This is a genomic window from Pseudomonas sp. MF5691 (assembly GCF_016405645.1).
Lineage (GTDB): Bacteria > Pseudomonadota > Gammaproteobacteria > Pseudomonadales > Pseudomonadaceae > Aquipseudomonas > Aquipseudomonas shahriarae.
Genome location: NZ_JAEKDC010000010.1, coordinates 117,924 through 143,884 on the forward strand (window position 1 = coordinate 117,924; position 25,961 = coordinate 143,884).

Sequence of the window (25,961 nt, forward strand, 5' to 3'; positions counted from 1 at the left end):
GGGGCTACTGCGCAGCCCAACGCGGGCAAGCCCGCTCGCCACAACATTTACAGGTGGAACCGGTCCCCCCCCTGCCCCAGCGCCGTAGCCAGCGCATCAAATCCGGCCCTCAGCAACTGATCATCCTCAGACGTATTGCAGATACTCGCCCGAATAAACTGCGGCACCGCCGTCTGCCCTACGGCAAACGCTTCTGCTGTGGCGATCAGGTAATTGTTCTGCTTGAGTTCAGCCTCGATTTCCGACGCCCGCCAAGGCTCCGGGACTTCAATCCAGAAGTGCGGGCTGTTGAGATGAGTCCGGTACTCCAGGCCGCTCAGCAGGTCTTCGACCAACGCCTTGCGGCGGCTGATTTCACTGACCTGTTGACGCAGCAGATGCTCTGCCGTGCCGTTTTCAATCCACTGCGTGGCCAGCTCCAGGGTCACCGGCGTGGCCATCCAGCAGGTTGAACGCAGGGCCGCAGAAATGCGACTGACCAGCGCCGGTGGCGCATGCACATACCCCACCCGCAAGCCGGCCGACACGGCCTTGCTCAGGCTGCTGATCAAAATCGTGCGCTCTGGGGCAAAGTGACTCAGGGGTGGCGGGCGATCTTGCACCAGCACACCGTGGGCCTCGTCTTCGAGGATCAGCAGGTTGTGCTCGCGACACACCCTGACCAGTGCCTCACGGCGGGCAACCGACAACACCGCCGTCGTCGGGTTCTGGATGGTCGGCGTGCAGTACAGGGCGGCCACCCGGTGATTACGACAGACTTCCTCCAGGGCTGCTGGCAACACGCCTTCCTCATCCATTTCCAGGCCGATCAGGCGAATGCCCAGCATCCGCGCGGCGGTGATCAGGCCGGGGTAGGTCAACTGCTCGGTCACCACCGTGTCGCCCGCGCGCACCAACGCCATCAAGGCGCACAGCAACCCATGCTGGCCTCCATTGACACAGATGACCTGCTCGGGAATCGGATGAAAGTCGCGCTGCACCAACCATTGCGCACCTGCCGCGCGGTAGCGGGGCAAGCCGGCGTCCGGGGTGTAGGCACTGATGTCCTGCAGGAACTTGGCATTGGTGGCCAGGGTTTCAAAGCTCTGGGCCAGGAACGTGGTCTCCTGCCCAGGGATATGCATATTGCGGCTCATATCGAAGTACTGCCGCGGCTCCTCGCTGACGTTGCGAAAGCCTTCGTCACGCTGGCGCTCCATCCCACGCTTGCGCACGAATGTTCCGTCGCCCACCCGTGCCACCACCAGGCCCAGGCGTTCCAGTTCACCGTAGGCACGGCTGATGGTCCCGATGGTCACCCCCAGATTGTCGGAAAGCACCCGATGAGGGGGCAGTTTGCGCCCCGGTTCGATCAAGCCTTCGAGGATGCCCCGCTCCATGACATCTGACAGGCGCTTGTACTTCACACCCTGCCCATTGGACAGTCCCTCTCGCATGATTGACACCATGTCAATATTTGTTTTGACAGCCATCATTCGCCCTAATAGTGTGCTTTTACGGGTTCATTCACCGGGTGAAACCTCTAATTACAAGTTCAATATAGAGTTCAATTCCGGCTCAGGGAAGCAATAAACAATGCCAATGTCCGCCGTCATCGAAAATGCCGAAAAAACCAAAAACCACAAACAATGGCTGGCTGGCCTGATCACCAGTGTGATGTTTCTGATTGTCTGCCTGAGCTGGGGCACCACCTGGCTGGGGATCAAGATCGCGGTGGAAAGCGTGCCGCCACTGACCTCGGCGGGCTTACGCTTCCTCATCGCCTTTCCGCTGTTCCTGTGCTTTGCCCTGGTGCGGCGCGAACCAATCCTGTTTCCACGGGAGAGCCGCTGGTTCTTTGTGTTCGTGACCCTGTGCTATTTCAGCGTGCCGTACTACCTGCTCAACTACGGCGAGATGCACGTCTCGTCCGGCCTGACCGCCCTGCTGTTCAGCTGTATGCCAGTGTTTATCCTGATCTTCTCGGCATTGTTCCTACGCGAGCGCATCTACTTTTCCCAGGTCATCGGGATCGGCATCGGTTTCGGCAGCCTGTACATGATCCTCAAGAGTCAGGGACTGCACCTTGACCATGCCGAGTTCTTCGGCGTACTGGCGATTCTGACCGCCGCGATCATGCATGCCTTGTGCTATGTCATTACCAAGCAAAAAGGCAGCGCCATCAGCGTGATCACCTACAACACCCTGCCCATCGGGATTGCCGGGCTGATGCTGTTCGTCGCCGGCCTCTGGTTTGAATCGCCGACCTTCGAGGCCATCACCCTGCGGTCCTGGAGCGCCCTGTTCTACCTGGGCCTGGTAGCGTCGGTGGGCGGTTTTATCGTGTACTTCATGCTGCTCAAGCGCCTGAGCCCGATCATCCTGTCGTTCGTCTTCATTATTTTCCCGGTGTTCGCCGTGATCATCGGTGCCTGGTACGAAGGCCTGGAACTGTCCCGGGACCTGATGCTGTATTCGGCGATCCTGCTGGCCGGCTTTGCAATCACCAAGCTGCCGATCGAAAAGCTGCTGGCAAAACCCAATTGACCCTTTACCCACCACGCGAGAGAAACATGGAAGTCCTCCGCCAAACCGCCCTGGAGCAGATCTACGCCCACGCCAGCAGCACCTATCCCGAAGAGTGCTGCGGCTTTGTCTTTGCCGACGGCAGCGTGTACCTGGGCAGCAATATCCAGAACGAGTTGCACCGCAAGAACCCCGAGGCCTACCCCCGCAGCGCGGCCAACGGCTACACCTTCTCGGTGACCGACACGCTGCTGATGAACAAGGCCTTTCGCACGGACAACCCGGTGGTGGTGATTTACCACTCCCACCCTGATGTCGGTGCCTACTTCAGCGACGAGGATCAGGACAAGGCCCTCTACATGGGGGAACCGATCTACCCCGTCAGTTACCTGGTGGTGGATGTCCGCCAGGGCAAGGCCCTTGGGTCGAAGCTGTTTGCCTGGGATGGCACGCACTTCGCCCTCAACCCCTTCAACGACCTGCAAACGGAGTTGTACATGAACGCTGTCTCTTTCCCCGACATCCTGGCCCGTGTGGCCAAGTTGCCAGAATCGACCCTCGAGGGTGCCGGATCGACATTGCGCGAAGTCATTGAAGGCCTCTGTGCCCGCTACCCGCAGCTGCGGGCGCACCTGTTCCACGAGAACAACGGCCGGCTCAAGGAACACTTCCTGTTCACGGCCGGGGAAGAACTGATCGGCCCCGACGAGCCGCTGCCCGAAAAAGCAAAAATCGAAGTGCTGCTCGCCACCTCCGGCGGCATGGACATCGAGTCCTTGAGCAACGAGGAAGTGCAGCGCTATGTGCGCCATATCACCCTGCCGGGTGTCGGCCGCGAAGGGCAACTGAGCCTGAAAAAAGCCAGGGTGTTGATCATCGGCACCGGCGGCCTGGGCTCGCCCATCAGCCTGTACCTGGCCGCTGCCGGCATCGGCACCCTGGGCCTGGTGGACTTCGATGTGGTGGAAAGCAGCAACCTGCAACGCCAGGTGGTGCATGGCAACAGCACCCTGGGCCTGCCCAAGGTCGAATCCGCCAAGCGCCGGTTGCAGGACCTCAACGCGCACATCCGGATCAACACCTACGACACCGCGCTGAACGCCGACAATGCCCTGGAACTGGTCGGCGCCTACGATCTGGTGATCGACGGCACGGACAACTTCGAGACCCGCTACCGGGTCAATGATGCCTGCGTACAATTGGGCAAGCCGCTGGTGTATGGCGCGATCTACCGTTTCGACGGCCAGATCAGCGTGTTCAATTACCAGGGCGGGCCCTGCTACCGCTGCCTGTACCCCCACGCCCCGCCGGCGGAACTGGCGCCCAATTGCAGTGCTGGCGGGGTCATCGGTGTACTGCCCGGCGTGGTCGGGATGATCCAGGCCACCGAGGCGATCAAGCTATTGATTGGCCTGGGCGAATCCTTGTCCGGCCGGTTGATGCGCTTTGATGCCCTGGCCATGAAGTTCAGTGAAATCCGTTTCAAGCGCCGCGCCGACTGCCCGTGCTGCTCCGACCTGCGTGAAGAACATCAGCCCCCAGCCACCGTCTGTGCCGATGCCATCCGCAGCGCTCCAAGCCTGGCCGCAGAGCACTACATCAAGCCCCAGATGCTCAAGCAGTTGCTGGAGCAGCGCAGCAGCGCCGACATCCTGCTGGATGTGCGCGACGCCAGCGAGCTGGAGGTATGCCAACTGCCCGGCGTGGTGCACATCCCCCTGGCCCAGCTCGACGAGCACCTCGACACGCTCAGCCGTGACAACACCCACTACCTGATCTGCTACGCCGGCATCCGCGCCGAGCAGGCCGCCAGCACCTTGCTAGCCGCTGGCTTTGCCAACACCCGGGTGCTTGAAGGCGGCATGAAACATTGGGTGCGCGACGTCGAACCCGACATGCCTTTGTACTGATCACAGGCCTGGGGGTACTTATCTGATGCTGCACAACTCCATACTCGACGCCATCGGCCAAACGCCCATCGTGCGCCTGGAACAATTCTCCGAAGACCTCGGCATCGAGGTCTTCGCCAAGCTTGAATCCCTGAACCCGGGCGGTAGCCACAAGGCACGGATTGCCCTGGGCATGATCCTCGACGCCGAGCGCCGGGGCATCCTGATTCGTAACTCAGGGCAAACCATCATCGAACCCAGCGGGGGCAACACTGGCATCGGCCTGGTGATGGCCGGCAATGTGCTGGGCTACAAAGTGGTGCTGGTGATTCCCGACAACTACAGCCCCGAAAAGCAAAAGCTGCTGCGCCTGTATGGGGCCAAGGTGGTGCTGTCGGACAGCCGCCTGGGCAATAACTCCCATGGCGAAAAGTGCATGGAGCTGCAGCTGGAAAACCCCAGCTTCGTCATGCTCAACCAGCAACGCAACGGCGCCAACCCCCAGACCCATCGCGACACCACCGCCCCGGAAATCATCCGCGCCTTTGGCGAGCGCCAGGTCGACTACTTCGTCAGCGGTATCGGCACCGGGGGCCATATCACCGGGATCGGTGAAACCCTCAAGGCCGCCTGGCCGCAGATCCGCGTGATGGGTGTAGAGCCCGAGGAGTGCGACCTGCTCAGCGACCGCCATGCGCCGCACCATATCCAGGGCCTGTCCATCGGCTTGATCCCGAGCATTCTCAACCTGAATGTGCTGGACGGCATGCTCAAGGTCTCGCGCCTCGACTGCCTGGAAATGATGAAGCGCATCATGCGTACCGACGCCATCAGCCTGGGACTGTCGTCGGCCGCCAATATGGTGGCCATCGCCAAGCTCGCCCCGGAACTGCCCACCGACACCGTCGTCCTGACCATGGTGTACGACAGCGCCGACAGTTATCTGCCCTGTTTCGAATAACGACAATTACGGGGGTGCCTTCCATGGGAGGCTTTATCGACATGCAACAGCTGCACGATGAGTTGCTGACCCACCTCATCACCACCCTGTCGCCAGCGCAGATGGCACAGTTGCAGCCACACCTGGCGGAGTTGATCCAGCCAGCGGCGCAGGAAGTGGCCGAGGACCTGATCGCCTACGCCTGGCGCGATCCGGCGTCCCGCGGCCGAGGTGAACTGATCCTGGAGTCCTACGCCTCGTTCAAGGCCGTGCTGTATTACCGGCTGGCGCATTGTGTCTGGAACCTTCCCGACCCGGCCCACGGCCAGTTCTGCGCCATTGCGCTGACTTTGAGCAACCAGGGCAAGCTCCTGTCCGGCGCCGAAATCCACCCGGCCGCCCGCATTGGCCGGCGCTTTGTGCTGGATCATGGCTTTGGCACGGTAATCGGCGAAACCTGCGAGATCGGCAATGACTGCTACATCCTGTGTGGCGTGACCCTGGGCGCCCGGGGCATCGCCAACAACCCGGACGGCAAGCGCCACCCGCGCCTAGGCAACAACGTGGAAGTCGGCGCGGGCGCCAGGGTGCTCGGGTATGTGCTGATCGGCGACAACGTGTTTATCAGCCCCTCCTGTGTCATCACCCAGGACGTGCCCGCAGGCACCAAGGTCAAGGTGGTCAACCAGATCCAGTTGCAGAAAAACGACGAATCGGACGCCAGCAACTACCTCGGAGCCTTTGCCCTCGACGAGCGCCTGCATGTGGTCGGTGAAGTCGACATCAGCCACCGGGTCACGCTGCTGGATGCCGACTTCCATCCATTGTCCGGCGTGGTGCTGGAGCCCACGGTCAAGGAGCGTCATCACTTGCAGTTTCGCCTGCGCACGCTGCAGGCCCCCACCTATCCCCCGCGCCTGCCCCTGAACCTGAAGGTGTGCGGGGCGAAGTTCGAAGTCACCCTGCTCTCCCCACCCGGGTTGAGCGCAATGGTGCGGCGCCTGCTGCAAACCAGCCCACTGATCGTTGGAGGATGAACATGTCCGTACACACTATGGAAACCCTGGCGCTGTTTGACAGCGCGCCTTACCAGAACGCCTTCAGCGCCCGCGTGATTGCCGTCAGCGAACAGGGCGTGGCCCTGGAACACACCCTGTTCTACCCCACCGGGGGTGGCCAGCCCGGAGACACCGGTTACTTCACTCTGGCGGACGGCAGCCGAGTCAACGTGACCGGGACTGTGCGCGACCCGGTACTGCGCTCGATCATCTGGCATCAAGTGGAACACTGCCCCGAGTCATTGCGCGCAGGTGCGCAGGTAGACGCCGGCCTGGACTGGGAACGGCGCTACCAGCACATGAAGATGCACACCTGCCTGCATCTGCTGTGCTCGATCATCGACGCGCCGGTGACCGGTTGCAGCATCAGCGCCGACAAGGGCCGCCTGGATTTCGACCTACCGGAAATGACCCTGGACAAGGAGAGCATCACCCGCGACCTCAATGCCTTGATCGAGCAGGCCCATGAGGTCAAGTCGCTGTCGATGCCGGCGTCCGAATATTCCACCCTGCTGCAGATCACCCGCACCCAGGCGGTCGCGCCCCCGGTGATCCAGGGCGCGGTGCGGGTGATTGAAATCGCCGGCATTGATATCCAGCCGTGTGGCGGCACCCATGTGGTCAACACCGAAGAAATCGGCCGGGTGTTCTGCGAGAAAATCGAGAAAAAAAGCAAGCACAACCGGCGGGTGATCCTGCGGTTCGAGTGAAGCATCAAGCTGCCAACGGGGGGGGGTAAACGCCCCTATTGGCACGCTTGCCTTTACTTCGCCTGGGCTTTGATCTGGGCACTCAATTGCTGGACTTGCTGTTGCAGCTGGGTAATCACCTGGGTGAACTCAGTCATCATTTGATCTATACGTGCGCGCAGTTGCTGGTTGTCGCGCATGAGATCGTCGGCGCTGCGGTTCGCCGGTGGCGTTGGCTCATGGGTCTGAGCCGCTGCTGGAGCGTCCTTGCCACCGGGCGCTTGCTCAGCCGATGGGGGGGCCGACGGGGCATTGCCGTCAGTCTTCGGACCTGCGGCAGGGGCTTCATTTGCGGAGGCATCTGCCCCCCCCATTTTCTGGGTCAACGCCTGGATCTGCTTTTGCAGCTTAGTCACCACCGCCGTGAACTGGGTTTGCAGGCGCTCAATCGTCTCGCGCAGTTGGTCATTTTCAGCAGTCAGCTGCTCGAGGCTACGAGGGGCCTCAGGCCCCGACACCGGCGTGTTGTTGTCTGCGCGAGCACTGGCTTCAGGCGGCACTTTGCCCTGCCCTGCATCTGCGCGGCCACTGGCATCTTGTTTCGATGGGGCGCCCCCTTTTGCAGGGCTCTCCATCATGCCGGCTTGCTGCCCCAGGTTTGCTATCTGCTGTTCAAGCTCAGTGATTATCGGCGTGAAGTGGGCAACCAACTGGTTAAGACTGTCACGCAGCTGGTTGTTTTCCTGGGAGAGCTGCGCCAGTTGAGGCGAGTTAGTATTGGCACTGGATGACGGTGAATTGACCAGGCCTTTATGTGCCGCAAACTGCCCACGCTGCTGCGCAGTCATCGGTGGGCGGGGTGGAGTTGAATCTGCTTGCGCGCCGGGCGGGGCATCCGTTTCAGCACGGCCTTCGTTCTGCACGGACGCTGGCTTGGGAGGCATTTCATAGGGCTGGCTGGGTGCGTACTGCGAATGACTTACGCTCGTCATAGTGGACCTCTCAGATTCAGGTAGTTGATTCACGGGCATTGCATCCCGGATGCCCCGGCAAAAACAGGTCATCTGGCTATCTGATTGGTCATTATCGGAATAAGGTTCCGGCGATGTCGGGCGTACGAATAGCAAAGTATGTCCACTTCACAACTCGCCGCCCGACGCCCTCATATCACCCACAAATCCACAAACCGGTTCACCGGCGTCGCTTCAAGCCGTGCCTGATCCTTGCACAGTGCAAAAATCTCGGCGCTGCGCTGCGCGGGGAAGCGTGTCCCCAGGTTGGCCTTGAACTTGTCTTCCAGCAAAGGAATGCCATCCGCCCGGCGCCGACGATGGCCAATCGGGTATTCCACCGCGACCTGCTCGGTGCTCGAGCCATCGGTGAAGAACACCTGCACCGCGTTGGCAATGGAACGCTTGTCCGCTTCCAGGTACTCGCGGCTGTAGCGTGGGTCTTCGACGATTTCCATTTTGCCGCGCAACTCATCAATGATCGGGTGCGCCGTATGGAACTCATCTTCGTACTGCTCGGCGACCAGGTTGCCAAACGCCAGGGGCACGGCTGTCATGTATTGCAGGCAATGGTCGCGGTCGGCCGCATTGGCCAGTGGGCCGACCTTGGAAATGATGCGAATGGCCGACTCGTGGGTGGTGATCACGATGCGCTCGATCTCGTGCAAGCGGTGCTTGACCTGCGGGTGCAAGGTGACAGCAGCTTCACAGGCGGTCTGGGCGTGGAACTCTGCAGGAAAGCTGATCTTGAACAGCACGTTTTCCATCACATAAGTGCCATAGGGCTGGGGCAAACTGAATGCGCGCTTGTCCTCAGGCTTGAGGGCCAGGTCCTTGTTGGTGTGACTGAACAACACGTCGTAAAAGCCCCACTGCGGTGCGCTCAGCACGCCGGGGATGCCCATCTCGCCACGCAGAGCGATATCCGCCAGACGTACACCACGGCTGGATGCATCCCCCGCCGCCCAGGATTTGCGTGACCCGGCGTTTGGCGCATGCCGGTAGGTTCGCAAGGCCTGACCATCGACAAAGGCATGAGACAGTGCCGACAGCATCTGTTCGCGGTTGGCCCCCATCAACTTGGCACAGACAGCAGTGGAGGCCACTTTCACCAACACCACATGGTCAAGGCCGACGCGGTTGAAGGAGTTTTCCAGGGCAATCACACCCTGGATTTCGTGGGCCATGATCATCGCTTCCAGCACCGCGCGCACGGTCAACGGCGCCTCGCCATGGGCCACGCGTTTTTGCGACAGGTGATCAGCGACGGCGAGAATGCCACCGAGGTTATCCGAAGGATGGCCCCATTCGGCGGCGAGCCAGGTGTCGTTGTAATCGAGCCAACGCACGATGCAGCCGATGTCCCACGCGGCCTTGACCGGGTCCAGGCGATAGGACGTACCCGGCACCCGCGCACCGAACGGCACCACTGTGCCTTCGACAATCGGCCCCAAATGCTTGGTGCACTCGGGAAAACGCAGGGCCAGCAGGCCACAACCGAGGGTGTCCATCAGGCAGTTGCGGGCGGTGTCCAGGGCATCCGGGGAGTCGATGCGGTAGTTGAGGACGTAGTCGGCAATGTCCTGCAAAACCGGGTCGTAGTCGGGGCGGTTGTTCTGGTCGACGTTGGCGCTCATGGCAGTACTCCAAAATGGGTTGGGTGTGTTCCTTCCTCAGGCTCAGGGTGGGTGGTTTGTGGCAGGTCTGAATGCCTGCTCTCGTACATAAATCCAGAGGCCGCCGCCCCTTGTGGGAGCGGGCTTGCCCGCGATAGCGCTGGATCAGTTGGTATCTGCGTGACTGACACGCCGCTATCGCGGGCAAGCCCGCTCCCACACAAGCCCGCTCACATATCGGGGCCGGCGCAGGGCTTTAGAATGCGTCGCCGGGCACGCGCACGTAGCCTTCCATCAAGACCCGCGCACTGCGGCTCATGATGGCTTTCTTTACCACCCATTCGCCGTTGACCTGGCTGGCTTCGGCGCCCACGCGCAAGGTGCCGGACGGATGCCCGAAGCGCACGGCGTTGCGTTCCACACCGCCCGCCGCGAGGTTGACCAGGGTTCCGGAAATCGCCGCCGCCGTGCCAATCGCCACCGCCGCCGTCCCCATCATCGCGTGGTGCAACTTGCCCATGGACAGCGCGCGCACCAGTAGATCCACATCACCGGCCTTGATCGCCTTGCCACTGGAGGCCAGGTAATCCGCAGGCTTGGCCACAAACGCCACCTTCGGCGTGTGCTGGCGCTGGGCCGCTTCGTCCAGGTGCTTGATCAGGCCCATGCGCAATGCACCATAGGCCCGTACCTGCTCGAACATGGCCAGGGCTTTGGGATCGCTATTGATCGCGCCTTGCAGCTCGGTGCCGGTGTAGCCGAGGTCTTCGGCGTTGATAAAAATCGTTGGGATCCCGGCGTTGATCAGCGTCGCCTTGAAGGTGCCGACACCCGGTACTTCCAAGTCGTCGACCAGGTTGCCGGTAGGGAACATCGAACCGCCGCCGCCCTCTTCTTCCGCTGCCGGGTCCATGAACTCCAGTTGCACTTCCGCCGCCGGGAAGGTCACACCATCCAGCTCGAAGTCGCCGGTTTCCTGCACCGCACCGTTGGTGATGGGCACATGGGCGATGATGGTCTTGCCGATATTCGCCTGCCAGACCCGCACCACGGCCACGCCGTTGTGGGGAATGCGGGCCGCATCCACCAGGCCGCTGCTGATGGCAAACGAGCCGACCGCCGCTGACAGGTTGCCGCAGTTGCCGCTCCAGTCTACGAACGGCTTGTCGATGGAGACCTGGCCAAACAGGTAGTCCACGTCATGCTCGGCGCGGGTGCTCTTGGCGAGGATCACGGTTTTGCTGGTGCTGGAGGTGGCACCGCCCATGCCGTCGATCTGTTTGTCATAGGGATCGGGGCTGCCGATCACCCGTAGCAGCAAGGCATCGCGCGCCGCACCCGGGACCTGGGCCGATTCGGGCAGGTCCTTGAGGTTGAAAAACACGCCCTTGCTGGTGCCGCCACGCATGTAGGTGGCGGCGATCTTGATTTGCGCTACGTGTGTCATGGTTATCCTCTTCAGGCGGTCGCCGCCGATTCCAGGAAGTCCTGGGCAAAACGCTGCAACACGCCGCCCGCCTCGTAGATCGACACTTCTTCAGCGGTGTCCAGGCGGCAGGTCACCGGCACTTCGACACGCTCGCCATTCTTGCGGTTGATCACCAGAGTCAACTGCGCACGCGGGGTGCGCTCGCCGATCACGTCATAGGTTTCGCTGCCATCAATCTGCAGGGTCTTGCGGTCGGTACCCGGCAAAAATTCCAGGGGCAGCACGCCCATGCCCACCAGGTTGGTGCGGTGGATGCGTTCGAAGCCTTCGGCGGCAATCGCTTCCACACCCGCCAGGCGCACGCCCTTGGCCGCCCAGTCGCGGGACGAACCCTGGCCGTAGTCGGCGCCGGCAATGATGATCAGCGGCTGCTTGCGCTCCATGTAGGTTTCGATGGCTTCCCACATCCGTGTGACCTTGCCTTCCGGCTCGATGCGCGCCAGGGAACCCTGCTTGACCTTGCCGTTTTCCTGGACCATTTCATTGAACAGCTTGGGGTTGGCAAAGGTCGCGCGCTGGGCGGTCAGGTGGTCGCCGCGGTGCGTTGCATACGAGTTGAAGTCGACTTCCGGCAGGCCCATTTTCGCCAGGTATTCGCCGGCGGCGCTGTCGAGCATGATCGCGTTGGACGGCGACAGGTGGTCAGTGGTGATGTTGTCCGGCAGCACCGCCAGCGGGCGCATGCCCTTGAGCGGACGCGCACCGGCCAGGGCGCCTTCCCAGTACGGCGGGCGGCGGATGTAGGTGCTCTGCGGGCGCCAGTCGTACAGCGGCGTGACTTTCGGGCCGGTGTCTTCATGGATAGCGAACATAGGGATGTAGACCTGGCGGAACTGCTCCGGCTTGACCGAGGCCTTGACCACTGCGTCGATTTCTTCATCGCTCGGCCAGATGTCCTGCAGGCGGATTTCCTTGCCGGTGGCGTCCAGGCCCAGCACGTCCTTCTCGATATCGAAACGGATGGTGCCGGCAATCGCATAGGCCACCACCAGCGGTGGCGAAGCCAGGAATGCCTGCTTGGCGTACGGGTGGATGCGCCCGTCGAAGTTGCGGTTACCCGAGAGCACGGCGGTGGCGTACAGGTCGCGGTCGATGATTTCTTGCTGGATCACCGGATCGAGCGCACCGGACATGCCGTTGCAAGTGGTGCAAGCGAAGGCCACGACGCCAAAACCCAGCTGCTCCAGCTCGCTGGTCAGCCCGGCTTCGTCGAGGTACATGGCCACGGTTTTCGAACCCGGCGCCAGGGACGACTTGACCCACGGCTTGCGGGCCAACCCAAGCTTGTTGGCATTGCGCGCCAGCAGGCCGGCGGCGATCACGTTGCGTGGGTTACTGGTGTTGGTGCAACTGGTGATGGCGGCGATGATCACCGCGCCGTCGGGCATTTGCCCCGGCACGTCATCCCATTGCCCGGAAATACCCTTGGCCGCCAAGTCGCTGGTGGCCACGCGGGCGTGCGGGTTGCTCGGGCCGGCCATATTGCGCACGACGCTGGACAGGTCGAAGCTCAGGCCACGCTCGTATTGCGCGCCCTTGAGGTCATCGGCCCACAGGCCGGTATGCCGCGCATACTGCTCGACCAGGGCGACTTGTTCGTCTTCACGCCCGGTGAGTTTGAGGTAAGCGATGGTCTGCGCGTCGATGTAGAACATCGCCGCCGTGGCGCCGTATTCCGGAGCCATGTTGGAGATGGTGGCGCGGTCGCCCAGGGTCAGGGCCGAGGCGCCTTCGCCGAAGAACTCCAGCCAGGCACCGACAACTTTCTGCTGGCGCAGGAACTCGGTCAGGGCCAGCACCATGTCGGTGGCGGTGATGCCCGCTTGCAGCTTGCCCGTCAGTTCGACGCCAACGCTTTCCGGCAGGCGCATCCACGACGCACGGCCAAGCATCACGCTCTCGGCTTCCAGGCCGCCAACGCCGATGGCGATCACGCCCAGGGCGTCGACGTGGGGGGTGTGGCTGTCGGTGCCGACGCAGGTATCCGGGAAGGCCACGCCGTCACGCACCTGGATCACCGGGGACATTTTCTCCAGGTTGATCTGGTGCATGATGCCGTTGCCTGGCGGGATCACATCGACGTTTTTGAAAGCCTTTTTGGTCCACTCGATAAAGTGGAAACGGTCTTCGTTGCGGCGGTCTTCAATGGCGCGGTTTTTCTCGAAGGCCTGCGGGTCGAAACCACCGGCCTCGACGGCCAGGGAGTGGTCGACGATCAGCTGGGTCGGCACCACCGGATTGACCTGGGCTGGGTCGCCGCCTTGCAGGGCAATGGCGTCACGCAGGCCGGCGAGGTCTACCAGGGCGGTCTGGCCGAGGATGTCATGGCACACCACCCGGGCCGGGAACCAGGGGAAGTCGAGGTCGCGCTTGCGCTCGATCAATTGGCTCAGGGAAGCGTTAAGGGTCGCCGGGTCGCAGCGACGCACCAGGTTTTCGGCGAGCACGCGGGAGGTGTAAGGCAGCGTGGCGTAGGCACCGGGGGTGATGGCCTCGACAGCCGCACGGGCGTCGAAGTAATCCAGGCGGCTGCCGGGGAGCGGTTTGCGAAATTCAGTGTTCATCGTCAGGACTCGGTCACGGTAGTTACAAAAGGAAGACCTGTGCCGCCCCAGAATTGGAATGAGGTCAAAATGTGGGAGCGGGCTTGCTCGCGAATGTGGTGTGTCATTCAACACATTCAGTGACTGTTACCCCGTATTCGCGAGCAAGCCCGCTCCCACGCTTTTGATTCGGTTACCAATTCCGGATTGTCGGTCTCCCCACTCAGCGACGTTCGATTGGCACGAACTTGCGCTGCTCGACGCCGATGTACTCGGCGCTTGGACGGATGATGCGGTTGTTGGCGCGCTGCTCAAACACATGCGCCGCCCAGCCGGTCAGGCGTGAGCAGACGAAGATCGGGGTGAACAGCTTGGTCGGGATGCCCATGAAGTGGTACGCCGAGGCATGGTAGAAGTCGGCGTTGGGGAACAGTTTCTTCTGTTCCCACATGGTCTTGTCGATGGCTTCGGAGACCGGGAACAGCACCTTGTCGCCCACTTCATCGGCGAGTTTTTTCGACCAGCCCTTGATCACCTCATTGCGCGGGTCGTTGTCTTTATAGATCGCGTGGCCAAAGCCCATGATCTTGTCCTTGCGTTCCAGCATGCCGAGGGTGCCTTTCACGGCGTCTTCGGCCGAGGAGAAACGCTCGATCATTTCCATCGCCGCTTCGTTGGCACCGCCATGCAGCGGGCCGCGCAGGGAACCGATGGCGGCGGTGACGCAGGAATACAGGTCGGACAGGGTCGAGGCACACACACGAGCGGTGAAGGTCGAGGCGTTGAATTCGTGCTCGGCGTAGAGGATCAGCGACACGTTCATGACTTTTTCATGCAGCTCGCTCGGCTTCTTGCCATGCAGCAGGTGCAGGAAATGCCCGCCGATGCTCGGCTCGTCGGTCACGCAGTCGATGCGCTTGCCGTCGTGGCTGAAGCGGTACCAGTAGCACATGATCGCCGGGAACGCGGCCAGCAGGCGGTCAGTGACATCGCGCTGCACGCTGAAGTCTTTTTCCGGTTCGATATTGCCGAGGAACGAGCAACCGGTGCGCATCACGTCCATCGGGTGGGCGTCGGCAGGGATGCGTTCCAGCACTTCCTTGAGCGCCTGGGGCAGGTCACGCAGCTTGCTCAGCTTGGCGCTGTAGGCCGCCAGCTCGGCCTTGCTCGGCAATTCGCCGTACAACAGCAGGTAGGCGACTTCTTCAAACTGCGCGTCGGCGGCCAGTTCACGCACGTCGTAGCCGCGATAGGTCAGGCCGGCACCGGCCTGGCCCACGGTGGACAGTGCCGTCTGCCCGGCCACCTGGCCACGCAGGCCGGCGCCACTCAGTACTTTTGCTTCAGCCATGGTTCTTCTCCAATTTTGTAGTTATCTGGGAGGCGCTGCGCTTACTTCTTGGCGGCGAACAGCGCGTCGAGCTTCTGCTCGAAGGTGTGGTAGTCGATGCGATCGTAAAGCTCCATGCGGGTTTGCATGGTGTCGATCACGTTCTGTTGGGTGCCGTCGCGACGGATCGCGGTGTAGACGTTCTCGGCGGCCTTGTTCATGGCGCGGAAAGCCGACAGCGGGTACAGCACGATGGAAACATCGGCAGATTTCAACTGTTCGGTGGTGTACAGCGGGGTCGCGCCGAACTCCGTGATGTTGGCCAGGATCGGGGCTTTGACCCGCGAAGCGAACAGCTTGTACATCTCAAGCTCGGTGATGGCTTCCGGGAACACCATGTCGGCACCGGCCTCGATGCACGCGGCGGCACGTTCCAGGGCGGACTCCAGGCCTTCCACGGCCAGGGCGTCGGTACGCGCCATGATCACGAAGCTGTCATCGGTCCGGGCATCCACGGCGGCCTTGATACGGTCGACCATTTCCTGCTGGGACACGATCTCTTTGTTCGGGCGATGGCCGCAACGCTTGGCCCCCACCTGGTCCTCGATATGAATCGCGGCGGCGCCGAACTTGATCATCGACTTGACGGTGCGCGCCACGTTGAACGCCGAGGAGCCGAAACCGGTGTCCACGTCCACCAACAGCGGCAGGTCGCAGACATCGGTGATACGGCGCACATCGGTCAGCACATCATCCAGGCCGGTGATGCCCAAGTCCGGCACGCCCAGGGAGCCCGCGGCGACCCCGCCACCAGACAGGTAAATGGCCTTGAAACCGGCGCGCTTGGCCAGCAGCGCGTGGTTGGCATTGATCGCGCCGACCACTTGCAGGGGGTGTTCGCTGGCGACCGCATCACGGAAACGCTGGCCGGGGGTGCTGTTTTTATAGGAACTCATGACTCACCTCTCGAGGGGGCGCCGTCGGGGAAGTGACGGGCGATATTGCGTTTGGAGGCGCCGATATGGCGGCGCATCAACAACTCGGCCAGTTCACCGTCGCGATCGGCAATCGCGTCAAGAATGCGGTGATGCTCGGCAAATGCCTGGCGTGGACGATTGGGGGTGGCGGAGAACTGGATGCGGTACATGCGCACCAGTTGATACAGCTCGCCGCACAACATTTGGGTCAGGGTGCGGTTACGCGCGCCTTGAATGATCCGGTAATGAAAGTCGAAGTCGCCTTCCTGCTGGTAGTAGCCCACACCGGCCTGGAATGCGGCATCGCGCTCGTGGGTATGCAGGACTTGGCGCAGCTCCTCGATTTCTTCGTCGGTCATGCGCTCGGCGGCCAGGCGGCAAGCCATGCCTTCGAGGGATTCGCGGATTTCGTAGAGTTCCACCAGCTCAGCCTCGCTCAGGGACACCACCCGAGCGCCGACATGGGGCACGCGCACCAGCAGGCGCTGGCCCTCCAGGCGGTGGATCGCCTCACGCAGCGGGCCACGGCTGATGCCGTAGGTGCGCGCCAGCTCAGGCTCGGAGATCTTGCTGCCGGGGGCAATCTCGCCCTTGACGATGGCGGCCTGGATGCGACGGAAGACGTTCTCAGACATCGTTTGGGAATCGTCCTGCCCTACTACCGGAATTTCCAGCTGATCCAGCATGATTGTCGACACCTTTAAAAGCAATGTCGCAAAAACTAGCCAATCAGCCCCTGATAGTCAAAGAATAAATGCACATTGTCGACAATCGTCTAATAACCTGCCTTGCATCCTACAAGGGCATGGCCGGCTGCCAGCGCTGGCGCCAGAAAACCTTCATGTTAGAATGCCCGCCGCATTTGCCTGACATCCCCGGATGAAAAGGCGCACGAGGGAGCTTGCGCAGCAATGCCAGTCGCCTTGAATCAAACATCGCACTGCACCGCCTCAGGATCTATGAGACTCAAGCCCTTCCCCCTATTGTTTTGCCTACTGATGTTTCCGGGCCTTGGCATCGCTGCCGAGAAGACCGTCTATGGCCTCAATGAATACGCCAAGCTGGCGGGTATTGACCTGGAAGTCGCCGCCAAGCTCGACACCGGCGCCAAGACTGCGTCGTTGAGTGCCCGGGACATCAAGCGCTTCAAGCGCAACGGTGAGTCCTGGGTCCGCTTCTACCTGGCCATCGACACCGCCCATTCGCACCCCATCGAGCGTCCCCTGGCCCGCGTCAGCAAGATCAAGCGCCGCGCCGGCGACTACGACCCCGATGAGGACAAGAACTACACCGCCCGTCCGGTGATTGCCCTGGACATCTGCATGGGCACTGCTTTACGCAGCATCGAAGTGAACTTGACTGACCGCAGCGCCTTCCAATATCCGCTGCTGATTGGCTCCGAAGCCTTGAAACGCTTTGATGCGCTGGTCGACCCCAGTCTTAAATACGCAGCAGGCAAACCTGCCTGCGCCGCCGACGCTCATACCGCCGAGTAATTCCAATGCGCTCTCTTAATATGCACTTGAAGATTCTGATCGCCATCCTGGTGGTACTGGGCATTTCGGTCACGGCCTATCAGATCCTGGTTCTCGGCATCCCGGTGACCGAGGACGCCACTGACGACCTGTGGAACATCGACGCCAAGGTCGAGTTCGTGGCCAACGCCAAGGATCCGGTCAAGGTCCAGATGTTCGTGCCGCCCCTGAGCCGCGACTTCGTCAGCCTCAATGAGAGCTTCATCTCCAATAACTATGGGGTGAGCGTCAACCGCATCGACGGCAACCGCAAGGTCACCTGGTCGGCCCGGCGCGCCAAGGGCAACCAGACCCTCTACTACCGCCTGGTGCTGACCAAGCGCTACAGCGGCGAAAAGGTCAAGGTCAAGGGCCCGACCTTCCGCGACAGCATCGCCGTGGAAGGCCCGGAAAAAATCGCCGCCGAGGCCCTGCTGGCACCGATCCGCCAGCACTCGGCCGATGTCGAGACCTTTATCAGCGAAGCCATCAAGCGCACCAACAACCTCAACGATGACAACGTCAAGCTGCTGCTGGCGGGCGATCCGTCGACGCCGCACAAGGCCAAGATCATCGAGTTGCTGCTGTCCATCGCCCACGTGCCGGTGGAAAAGGTCCACACCATCCGCCTGGTAGCCGACCAACCGCAAACCCCGGAACTGTGGCTGCGCAGCTTCAATGGCAACGACTGGCTGTACTTCAACCCGGAAACCGGCGAACAGGGCCTGCCCTCCGACCGCCTGCAGTGGTGGACCGGCGATGAAAACCTGATCACCGTCGACGGCGGCAAGAAAGCCGCCGTGACCTTCAGCCTGAACAACAGCGAGATGAACGCGATCCGCCTGGCCAAGCTGACGGACGAGAACACCGACGCCAACTTCCTCGAATACTCGCTCTACGGCCTGCCGCTGCAAACCCAGCAGACCTTCATGATCATGGTGATGATCCCGATTGGCGTGCTGGTGATCCTGATCCTGCGTAACCTGATCGGCCTGCAGACCCTGGGCACCTTCACCCCGGTGCTGATTGCCCTGGCGTTCCGCGAGACGCAACTGGGCTTTGGCATCGTGCTGTTTACGGTGATTACGGCGCTGGGGCTGTCCCTGCGGTCGTACCTGGAGCATTTGAAGCTGCAGATGCTGCCGAGGCTCTCGGTGGTACTGACCTTTGTCGTGGTGTTGATTGCGGCCATCAGCCTGTTCAGCCACAAGCTGGGCCTGGAGCGCGGCCTGTCGGTGGCGCTGTTCCCGATGGTGATCCTGACCATGACCATCGAACGCCTGTCCATTACCTGGGAAGAGCGCGGCGGCGGCCATGCGATGAAAGTCGCGATTGGCACCCTGTTCGCTGCCTCCCTGGCCCACCTGATCATGAGCGTGCCGGAGTTGATCTACTTCGTGTTCACCTTCCCGGCGATCCTGTTGATCCTGGTGGGCTTCATGCTGGCCATGGGTCGCTACCGTGGCTACCGCCTGACCGAGCTGGTGCGTTTCAAAGCCTTCCTCAAGGCTGATTCGTAATGTTCGGGTTCTGGAAGACCTGGAAGGCCCTGGAAGCGCGGGGCATCATGGGCATCAACCGGCGTAATGCCGACTACGTGCTCAAGTACAACAAGCGCAGCCTGTATCCGATTGTCGATGACAAAATCATCACCAAGGAACGGGCGATCCAGGCCGGCATCCATGTGCCGGAGATGTACGGGATCATTTCCACCGAGAAAGAAATCGACAAGCTCGACGAAATCATCGGTGGCCGTAGCGACTTCGTGATCAAGCCGGCCCAGGGCGCCGGCGGCGACGGCATCCTGGTGATCGCCGACCGTTTTGAAGGACGCTATCGCACGGTGTCCGGCAAGATCATCAGCCACGAGGAAATCGAGCACCAGATTTCCAGCATCCTCACCGGCCTGTATTCCCTGGGCGGTCACCGTGACCGCGCATTGATCGAATACCGGGTGGTGCCCGACCAGATCTTCAAGAGCATCAGCTACGAAGGCGTGCCGGATATCCGCATCATCGTGTTGATGGGCTACCCGGTGATGGCCATGCTGCGCTTGCCGACCCGTCAGTCCGGCGGCAAGGCCAACCTGCACCAGGGCGCGATTGGCGTGGGCGTGGACCTGGCCACCGGCCTGACCCTGCGCGGCACCTGGCTGAACAACATCATTACCAAGCACCCCGACACCACCAACGCGGTGGACGGTGTGCAACTGCCCAACTGGGACGGTTTCATGAAACTCGCCGCCGGCTGCTACGAGCTGTGCGGACTGGGTTACATCGGTGTAGACATGGTGCTGGACCAGGAAAAAGGCCCGCTGATCCTCGAACTCAATGCGCGCCCCGGGTTGAATATCCAGATTGCCAACGATTGCGGCCTGACCTTGCGTACCCATGCCGTAGAAGCTCGACTGGAAGAGCTGAAGGCGGCGGGCGTGACAGAAACGGCGGAAGAACGGGTGAAGTTTGCCCAGGAAATGTTTGGGCATATTCCACCCGTGGAAGGCTGACAGCGCCCCGCGGCTGCGCCCTCTATCCAACCATCCCCGACATCCCCTCTAGGAGCAAATCCTACAGGGGACTACAATCCCCTCCCCGCCCCATGGCTGATTCACCCCGCATGTCGACCTGCTCTGTACATCCCCTGCCCTATCGGGCAAACCCCGCCGAGTATTTTGCGGCGATCCGCCATGCACCCGGCGCCGTGCTGCTGGACAGCGGCCGACCGGCAGCCGAGCGTGGTCGCTATGACTTGCTCAGCGCCTGGCCGGAAGCAACCCTCGCGGTATGGCCGGACGAAAGCGGTAGCGATTTCTTACAACGGCTGCGGGAAAATCTGACGATGCTGGGTGAGGCTAGCCTGCCCGCACCCTATGAACTGCCGTTCGCCGGCGGCTTGATCGGCTACCTGAGCTACGATTTTGGCCGCCACCTGGAGCAACTGCCGCATCAGGCTATCGACGATATCGGCCTGCCCGATGCCCGTTTTGGCCTGTACGCCTGGGCACTGGTCAGCGACCATCAGGCGCGCACCAGCCAATTGGTGTTCCACCCCAAACTTCCGGAAAGCGAACGCCAGCGCCTGCTGGCCCTGTTCAGCCAACCGGCCGCCGACACCCCGGCCAGCTTCAAGCTGCATACCCCAATGACCCCAGACCTGAGCGCCGCAGCCTATGAACAGGCCCTGGCGCGGATCCAGGATTACATCCAGGCCGGCGACTGCTACCAGGTCAACTTCGCCCAACGCTTTCGCGCGGCCTGCAACGGCGATCCATGGGTCGCCTACTGCGCCTTGCGCGCCGCCTGCCCGACGCCGTTCTCGGGCTTTCAGAGCCTGCCGGATGATGGCGCGGTAGTCAGCCTGTCACCGGAGCGTTTCGTGCGGGTCAACCAGCGCCAGGTGGAAACCCGTCCGATCAAGGGCACCCGCCCCCGCGGGCTGACTCCGCAAGAGGATGCGGCCAACGCCGCCGAACTCCTAGCCAGCCCCAAGGATCGTGCAGAGAACCTGATGATCGTCGATCTGCTGCGCAATGACCTGGGCCGCACCTGCCGCACCGGCTCGGTCAAGGTCCCGGAGCTGTTCAGCCTGGAAAGCTACCCCAACGTGCATCACCTGGTCAGCAGCGTCACCGGCGAACTGGCCGACGACAAAGACGCCCTGGACCTGATCGCCGGCAGCTTCCCCGGCGGCTCGATCACCGGCGCCCCGAAGATCCGTGCGATGCAGATCATCGACGAACTGGAACCGACCCGGCGCGGCTTGTACTGCGGTTCATTGTTGTACCTGGACGTGCGTGGCGAGATGGACAGCTCCATCGCCATTCGCAGCCTGCTGGTCAAGGATGGCCAGGTCTGTTGCTGGGGCGGCGGCGGGATCGTCGCCGATTCCGAGTGGCAGGCGGAGTACCAGGAGTCGATGACCAAGGTGCGGGTGTTGCTGGAAACACTGGAAGGGCTGTAAGGGAAAGAACCTGAATCAGAACCACCGTAGACAGTATCAGGGCGCAGGGAAAGCGTCTGGCTCTGGCATTCCACCTGGCCGTCTGTGAGGGATCACATGGATCGACTGCTTATTGCTTCTGTCGCTTTATCGTTTGCACCGTTAAAACAAAGCCCTTTTCCTACACATCGCGCTCCCTGTGAAGAGTTACAAATCCAGGAAGGGACACCTAATTTCTCCCAAATTGGGAGGCTTGACTTGTGCGACTAATCGCAAGAGCCGCCTTATGGGAGTTCTGGGAAAGTCATCCGGCTTACACCGACTCCCAAACACCCCTGGTTGAAGGGTATCGCCATAGGGAGAAGTCCACCTTTTACACGCCGCAAGACCTGAAGGCGGAGCTTCGCACCGCGAGTATCCTCAAAGGTGCAAGGGTGGTGCTCAACATCGGTGGCAATAAATATCGAGTGATCATGGCGATCGACTACCCGCGGCAACTGGGTTTCATACGATTTGTAGGCACCCACGCCCAGTACGACCAGATCAACGCGGAGACTGTGCGATGAACATCAAACCTATTCGTACCCCCGAAGACCTGGCCGCTGCGCTGGCGCGCGTGGACCAACTGGGCCTGACGGCCCGTGACCTGGAACCCTTTATCGGCTCCAGCGGACGCGTGTCGGAAGTGCTGAACCACAAACGCAAATTGAGCCTGGCCATGATCAAGCGCCTGCACGAGGGTTTGCGCATTCCTTATGAGCAGTTGCTTGCGGGAGTTTGATCTTTGGCGTTTTCGAGGGCCTCATCGCAAACAAGCCCGCTCCCTCATTCGACCGTGCTCCCAAAGGATAAACGCGGCCGAATGTGGGAGCGGGCTTGCTCGCGATGAGGCAACCAGCCTCGCTCAATAACTTACAGGCTCAACGAACGGTTCGACGCCTTGATGAACTCTTTCTTCAAGTCCTCAAAAGTATGCACCGCCGGGAATTGCGGGAACTCGCGAATCACATTTTCCGGTGCATGGAACAGAATCCCACGATCCGCCTCACCCAACATGGTGGTGTCGTTGTAGGAATCGCCTGCAGCGATTACCCGGTAGTACAGGGTCTTGAAGGCCAGCACCGACTGACGCTTAGGATCTTTCTGGCGCAGTTGATAGCTCACCACCCGGTCATTTTCATCGGTGATCAAGCGGTGGCAAAGCAGGGTCGGGAAGCCCAGTTGACGCATCAACGGCTGGGAAAATTCATAGAAGGTGTCCGACAGGATCACCACCTGGAAGCGCTCGCGCAGCCAGTCGATGAACTCGATCGCACCTTCCAGCGGTTTGAGGGTGGCAATCACTTCCTGAATGTCCGACAGCTTCAAGCCGTGCTCGTCGAGAATGCGCAGGCGTTGCTTCATCAGGACGTCGTAGTCGGGAATGTCCCGGGTGGTGGCCCGCAAGGATTCAATACCGGTTTTTTCAGCGAAGGCGATCCAGATTTCCGGAACCAGCACCCCTTCCAGGTCGAGACAGGCAATTTCCACAAGACACTCCCATTTGGATTTTTTTTCAGTTGAGCGAGCAAAAGGACTGCCGAACTCTAGCGATTCGCGCTGGCCACCGCAACGCAGAGCGGATTTTGTTAACATCCCACTCCTATAGAGCGCTCAGCGCCACTGACCTGTAGGAACCGTCCTGATGAACCAAGCCTTCGACGTCGCTGAACTCGCCGCGACCTATGCCAACAAGTCCGCCCAGGACATCCTCAAGCTGGCGTTCAGCCAGTTCGGCGATGACCTGTGGATTTCCTTCAGCGGTGCCGAGGATGTGGTGCTGGTGGATATGGCCTGGAAGCTGAACAAAAACGTCAAGGTCTTCAGCCTCGACACCGGCCGCCTGCACCCGGAGACCTACCGGTTTATCGAGCAGGTGCGGGACTTCTACAAGATCGATATCGAATTGATCTCGCCGGACCAGAGCAAGCTGGAACCCTTCGTCAAGGAAAAGGGCCTGTTCAGCTTCTACAAGGACGGCCATGGCGAATGCTGCGGCGTGCGCAAGATCGAACCGCTGCGCCGCAAACTCTCCGGCGTACGTGCCTGGGCCACCGGCCAGCGCCGCGACCAGAGCCCCGGCACCCGTAGCCAGGTGGCGGCCCTGGAAGTCGATAGCGCCTTCTCCACCCCCGAGCGCACGCTCTACAAGTTCAACCCGCTGGCGCAAATGACCAGTGAAGAGATCTGGGGTTATATCCGCATGCTCGAGTTGCCGTACAACAGCCTGCATGAGCGCGGCTTTATCAGCATCGGCTGCGAACCCTGCACCCGACCGGTATTGCCAAACCAGCACGAGCGTGAAGGCCGCTGGTGGTGGGAAGAAGCAACCCAGAAGGAATGTGGGCTGCACGCGGGAAATATCATCAGCAAGGCCTGAAGCCTGACCTGCGAAAAATCTCGCAACAAGCGCGTGTGGGAGCTGGCTGGCTTGCAATGGCATCACCTCGGTGTAATTGAATACCGGGGTGATGCCATTGCAAGCCAGCCAGTTCCCACATTTGTTTCCAGCGACCATTAAACCTGTACACACAAACGTAACCAACAGTGCCATTTTTGTGTGCACTTTAATCATTACGCACCGAAACGTTACACCCCATTTCGGCTAACTTCCTACATTCTTGATTCCCATATCCCCGCCAAAAAATAAATTCCTGTTCAATCGGTCAATTTATATTTCTTCAAATTCAGCTGGTTACTCAATCGACCTATAAAAACGAAATTAGCGGTAGTTTTGTTAGATATAAACCTGGCACACAAGTGGCTTATGGAGTTGGAGTTTTTGTATACAACTTAAACAACAACCCACATACACTTCGTGTCCGCACGCTAGCCGCGCCTAACCCTCGCGCTCGCTGCAGATGCCAGGAGCCTGCCGGCATGCCTACAAGTATCTCCAATAACCTTGCACTGGATCTGCCCTCATCCACAGCCAACCCCGCGGCGGCAAACTCCGGCCCGCTGGTGCTGAGCCCACGCCTGCACAACAAGGACCTGGCGCCCACCAAGGTCGAAGGTCGACGCTGGGGTGGCTACAGCATCTTCGCCCTGTGGACCAACGATGTGCACAACATCGCCAACTACTCCTTTGCCATCGGCTTGTATGCCCTGGGCCTCGGTGCCTGGCAGATTTTGTTGTCACTTGGGATCGGCGCGGCGTTGGTGTATTTCTTTATGAACCTGTCCGGCTACATGGGCCAGAAAACCGGTGTGCCGTTTCCGGTGATCAGCCGGATAAGTTTCGGTATACATGGCGCGCAAATTCCTGCGTTGATCCGCGCCGTGATTGCCATCGCCTGGTTCGGGATTCAAACCTACCTCGCATCCGTCGTCTTTCGCGTACTGCTGGTGGCGATTAATCCAGGATTTGCCGACTACGACCACAACACGATCCTCGGCCTGTCCACCTTGGGCTGGGCGTGTTTTGTGATGATCTGGTTTGTGCAACTGGTGATTCTGGCCTACGGCATGGAAATGGTCCGACGCTACGAAGGCTTTGCCGGCCCCGTTATCCTGCTGACCGTCGCGGCGCTGGCCGGCTGGATGTACTTCCAGGCCGACGGCCAAATCGCCTGGTCGATCCGCGAGCCCCTGAGCGGTGGCGAGATGTGGCGCAATATCTTTGCCGGCGGCGCCTTGTGGCTGGCGATCTACGGCACCCTGATCCTCAATTTCTGCGACTTCGCCCGCTCATCGCCTTGCCGCAAGACCATCAAGGTCGGCAACTTCTGGGGCCTGCCGGTGAACATCCTGGTGTTCGCAATCATCACCGTGCTGCTGTGCGGCGGGCAGTTCCAACTCAATGGCCAGGTAATCGAAAGCCCCACGCAGATCATCGCGGCCATTCCCAATACCTTGTTCCTGGTGCTGGGTTGCCTGGCATTCCTGATCGTCACCGTGGCGGTGAACATCATGGCCAACTTCGTTGCCCCGGCCTTTGTGCTGAGCAACCTGGCCCCCAAGTACCTGAACTTCCGGCGCGCCGGGCTGATCAGCGCGTTCCTCGCGGTGCTCATCCTGCCGTGGAACCTCTACAACAGCCCGCTGGTGATTGTGTATTTCCTCTCCGGCCTGGGCGCGCTGCTGGGCCCACTGTATGGCGTGATCATGGTGGACTACTGGCTGATCCGTAAGGGCCGGATCGACGTGCCGCAGTTGTATAGCGAAGACCCCAACGGCGCTTACTACTACAGCCACGGGGTGAACCTGCGGGCGGTGGCGGCGTTTGTCCCGGCTGCGGTGATTGCCATTGTCCTGGCGCTGTTGCCGGGGTTTGCCAGCGTCTCGCCGTTCTCCTGGCTGTTTGGCGCTGGCATTGCCGGGGTGCTGTATCTGCTGATCGCCAAGCGTCAGCCGTTTTATGCCGATATCAGCGGCGAGAGCATCGCTGTCGACAACGTCAGTCATTGATCAGGAGGTCATC

At 61.0% G+C, this 25,961-nt stretch carries 22 protein-coding genes; 13 read left to right on the forward strand and 9 right to left on the reverse strand.

From position 1 onward, the window contains the following. Positions 1-47 precede the first annotated feature (47 nt). Positions 48-1,472, reverse strand: coding sequence for a PLP-dependent aminotransferase family protein (locus tag JFT44_RS16155; RefSeq protein WP_115129428.1), 1,425 nt, complete (start codon positions 1,470-1,472; stop codon positions 48-50). Between the two features lie 160 nt (positions 1,473-1,632). On the opposite strand from JFT44_RS16155, the gene JFT44_RS16160 reads away from it, so the two are divergent. The 5 genes from JFT44_RS16160 to JFT44_RS16180 are packed head-to-tail and all read left to right on the forward strand — an operon-like array spanning position 1,633 to position 7,102. Next, positions 1,633-2,526, forward strand: a complete 894-nt coding sequence (locus tag JFT44_RS16160; protein WP_162947804.1) for a DMT family transporter — start codon at positions 1,633-1,635, stop codon at positions 2,524-2,526. Between the two features lie 26 nt (positions 2,527-2,552). Next, positions 2,553-4,415, forward strand: coding sequence for a molybdopterin-synthase adenylyltransferase MoeB (gene moeB, locus JFT44_RS16165; RefSeq protein WP_128592853.1), 1,863 nt, complete (start codon positions 2,553-2,555; stop codon positions 4,413-4,415). Between the two features lie 25 nt (positions 4,416-4,440). Next, a complete protein-coding gene (locus JFT44_RS16170) occupies positions 4,441-5,355 on the forward strand; it encodes a PLP-dependent cysteine synthase family protein (RefSeq protein ID WP_057439531.1) in 915 nt (304 codons plus the stop codon). Between the two features lie 23 nt (positions 5,356-5,378). Continuing rightward, positions 5,379-6,371: a serine O-acetyltransferase gene (locus tag JFT44_RS16175; RefSeq protein ID WP_057960345.1), complete on the forward strand. Its 993-nt coding sequence runs from the start codon at positions 5,379-5,381 to the stop codon at positions 6,369-6,371. Positions 6,372-6,373: 2 nt separating this feature from the next. Then, entirely contained in the window at positions 6,374-7,102 is a 729-nt protein-coding gene (locus tag JFT44_RS16180) for an alanyl-tRNA editing protein (protein ID WP_115128717.1), read from the forward strand. 53 nt (positions 7,103-7,155) lie between these two features. Here the strand turns inward: JFT44_RS16180 and JFT44_RS16185 are convergent, their stop codons facing one another. The 7 genes from JFT44_RS16185 to JFT44_RS16215 all read right to left on the reverse strand — a co-directional run bounded on the left by JFT44_RS16185 (position 7,156) and on the right by JFT44_RS16215 (position 16,732). Then, positions 7,156-8,106, reverse strand: a complete 951-nt coding sequence (locus tag JFT44_RS16185) for a hypothetical protein (protein ID WP_198830907.1) — start codon at positions 8,104-8,106, stop codon at positions 7,156-7,158. Between the two features lie 137 nt (positions 8,107-8,243). Further along, on the reverse strand, positions 8,244-9,728 hold the full coding sequence (gene prpD / locus JFT44_RS16190; RefSeq protein ID WP_198830908.1) for a 2-methylcitrate dehydratase: 1,485 nt from the start codon (positions 9,726-9,728) through the stop codon (positions 8,244-8,246). A 235-nt stretch (positions 9,729-9,963) separates the two neighbouring features. Continuing rightward, positions 9,964-11,154: a 2-methylaconitate cis-trans isomerase PrpF gene (prpF, locus tag JFT44_RS16195; protein WP_169960539.1), complete on the reverse strand. Its 1,191-nt coding sequence runs from the start codon at positions 11,152-11,154 to the stop codon at positions 9,964-9,966. An 11-nt stretch (positions 11,155-11,165) separates the two neighbouring features. Then, complete coding sequence (gene acnD / locus JFT44_RS16200; protein WP_198830909.1) at positions 11,166-13,760, reverse strand: Fe/S-dependent 2-methylisocitrate dehydratase AcnD; 2,595 nt, start codon at positions 13,758-13,760, stop codon at positions 11,166-11,168. 202 nt (positions 13,761-13,962) lie between these two features. Beyond that, the gene (gene prpC / locus JFT44_RS16205; RefSeq protein ID WP_057439535.1) at positions 13,963-15,090 is read right to left on the reverse strand and encodes a 2-methylcitrate synthase; all 1,128 of its coding nucleotides are present in this window, start codon (positions 15,088-15,090) and stop codon (positions 13,963-13,965) included. Between the two features lie 41 nt (positions 15,091-15,131). Then, complete coding sequence (gene prpB, locus JFT44_RS16210; protein ID WP_029298299.1) at positions 15,132-16,025, reverse strand: methylisocitrate lyase; 894 nt, start codon at positions 16,023-16,025, stop codon at positions 15,132-15,134. Continuing rightward, positions 16,022-16,732: a GntR family transcriptional regulator gene (locus JFT44_RS16215; protein WP_057439536.1), complete on the reverse strand. Its 711-nt coding sequence runs from the start codon at positions 16,730-16,732 to the stop codon at positions 16,022-16,024. Before JFT44_RS16215 ends, prpB begins: the two co-directional genes overlap by 4 nt. 273 nt (positions 16,733-17,005) lie before the next feature. Here JFT44_RS16215 and JFT44_RS16220 point away from each other — a divergent pair, with 273 nt between their 5' ends. The 6 genes from JFT44_RS16220 to JFT44_RS16245 all read left to right on the forward strand — a co-directional run bounded on the left by JFT44_RS16220 (position 17,006) and on the right by JFT44_RS16245 (position 22,280). Next, positions 17,006-17,542 (forward strand): ATP-dependent zinc protease, encoded by a 537-nt coding sequence (locus tag JFT44_RS16220; protein ID WP_057960351.1) that lies wholly within the window; start codon positions 17,006-17,008, stop codon positions 17,540-17,542. A 5-nt stretch (positions 17,543-17,547) separates the two neighbouring features. After that, entirely contained in the window at positions 17,548-19,080 is a 1,533-nt protein-coding gene (locus JFT44_RS16225; protein WP_057960352.1) for an inactive transglutaminase family protein, read from the forward strand. Then, entirely contained in the window at positions 19,080-20,066 is a 987-nt protein-coding gene (locus tag JFT44_RS16230) for an alpha-L-glutamate ligase-like protein (protein ID WP_057960353.1), read from the forward strand. Before JFT44_RS16225 ends, JFT44_RS16230 begins: the two co-directional genes overlap by 1 nt. Before the next feature lie 110 nt (positions 20,067-20,176). Next, positions 20,177-21,520, forward strand: coding sequence for an aminodeoxychorismate synthase component I (gene pabB / locus JFT44_RS16235; RefSeq protein ID WP_198830910.1), 1,344 nt, complete (start codon positions 20,177-20,179; stop codon positions 21,518-21,520). A gap of 239 nt (positions 21,521-21,759) precedes the next feature. Continuing rightward, entirely contained in the window at positions 21,760-22,065 is a 306-nt protein-coding gene (locus tag JFT44_RS16240; RefSeq protein WP_120733875.1) for a type II toxin-antitoxin system HigB family toxin, read from the forward strand. Beyond that, positions 22,062-22,280: a type II toxin-antitoxin system HigA family antitoxin gene (locus tag JFT44_RS16245; protein ID WP_115128727.1), complete on the forward strand. Its 219-nt coding sequence runs from the start codon at positions 22,062-22,064 to the stop codon at positions 22,278-22,280. The genes JFT44_RS16240 and JFT44_RS16245 overlap by 4 nt, the downstream gene beginning before the upstream one ends. Positions 22,281-22,411: 131 nt before the next feature. Here the strand turns inward: JFT44_RS16245 and thrH are convergent, their stop codons facing one another. Continuing rightward, entirely contained in the window at positions 22,412-23,029 is a 618-nt protein-coding gene (thrH, locus tag JFT44_RS16250; RefSeq protein ID WP_120733877.1) for a bifunctional phosphoserine phosphatase/homoserine phosphotransferase ThrH, read from the reverse strand. A 154-nt stretch (positions 23,030-23,183) separates the two neighbouring features. Between thrH and JFT44_RS16255 the strand changes: the two genes are divergently transcribed. Beyond that, positions 23,184-23,918, forward strand: coding sequence for a phosphoadenylyl-sulfate reductase (locus tag JFT44_RS16255; protein WP_057960355.1), 735 nt, complete (start codon positions 23,184-23,186; stop codon positions 23,916-23,918). Between the two features lie 500 nt (positions 23,919-24,418). Beyond that, positions 24,419-25,948, forward strand: a complete 1,530-nt coding sequence (locus tag JFT44_RS16260) for an NCS1 family nucleobase:cation symporter-1 (RefSeq protein ID WP_198830911.1) — start codon at positions 24,419-24,421, stop codon at positions 25,946-25,948. Positions 25,949-25,961: the final 13 nt, after the last annotated feature.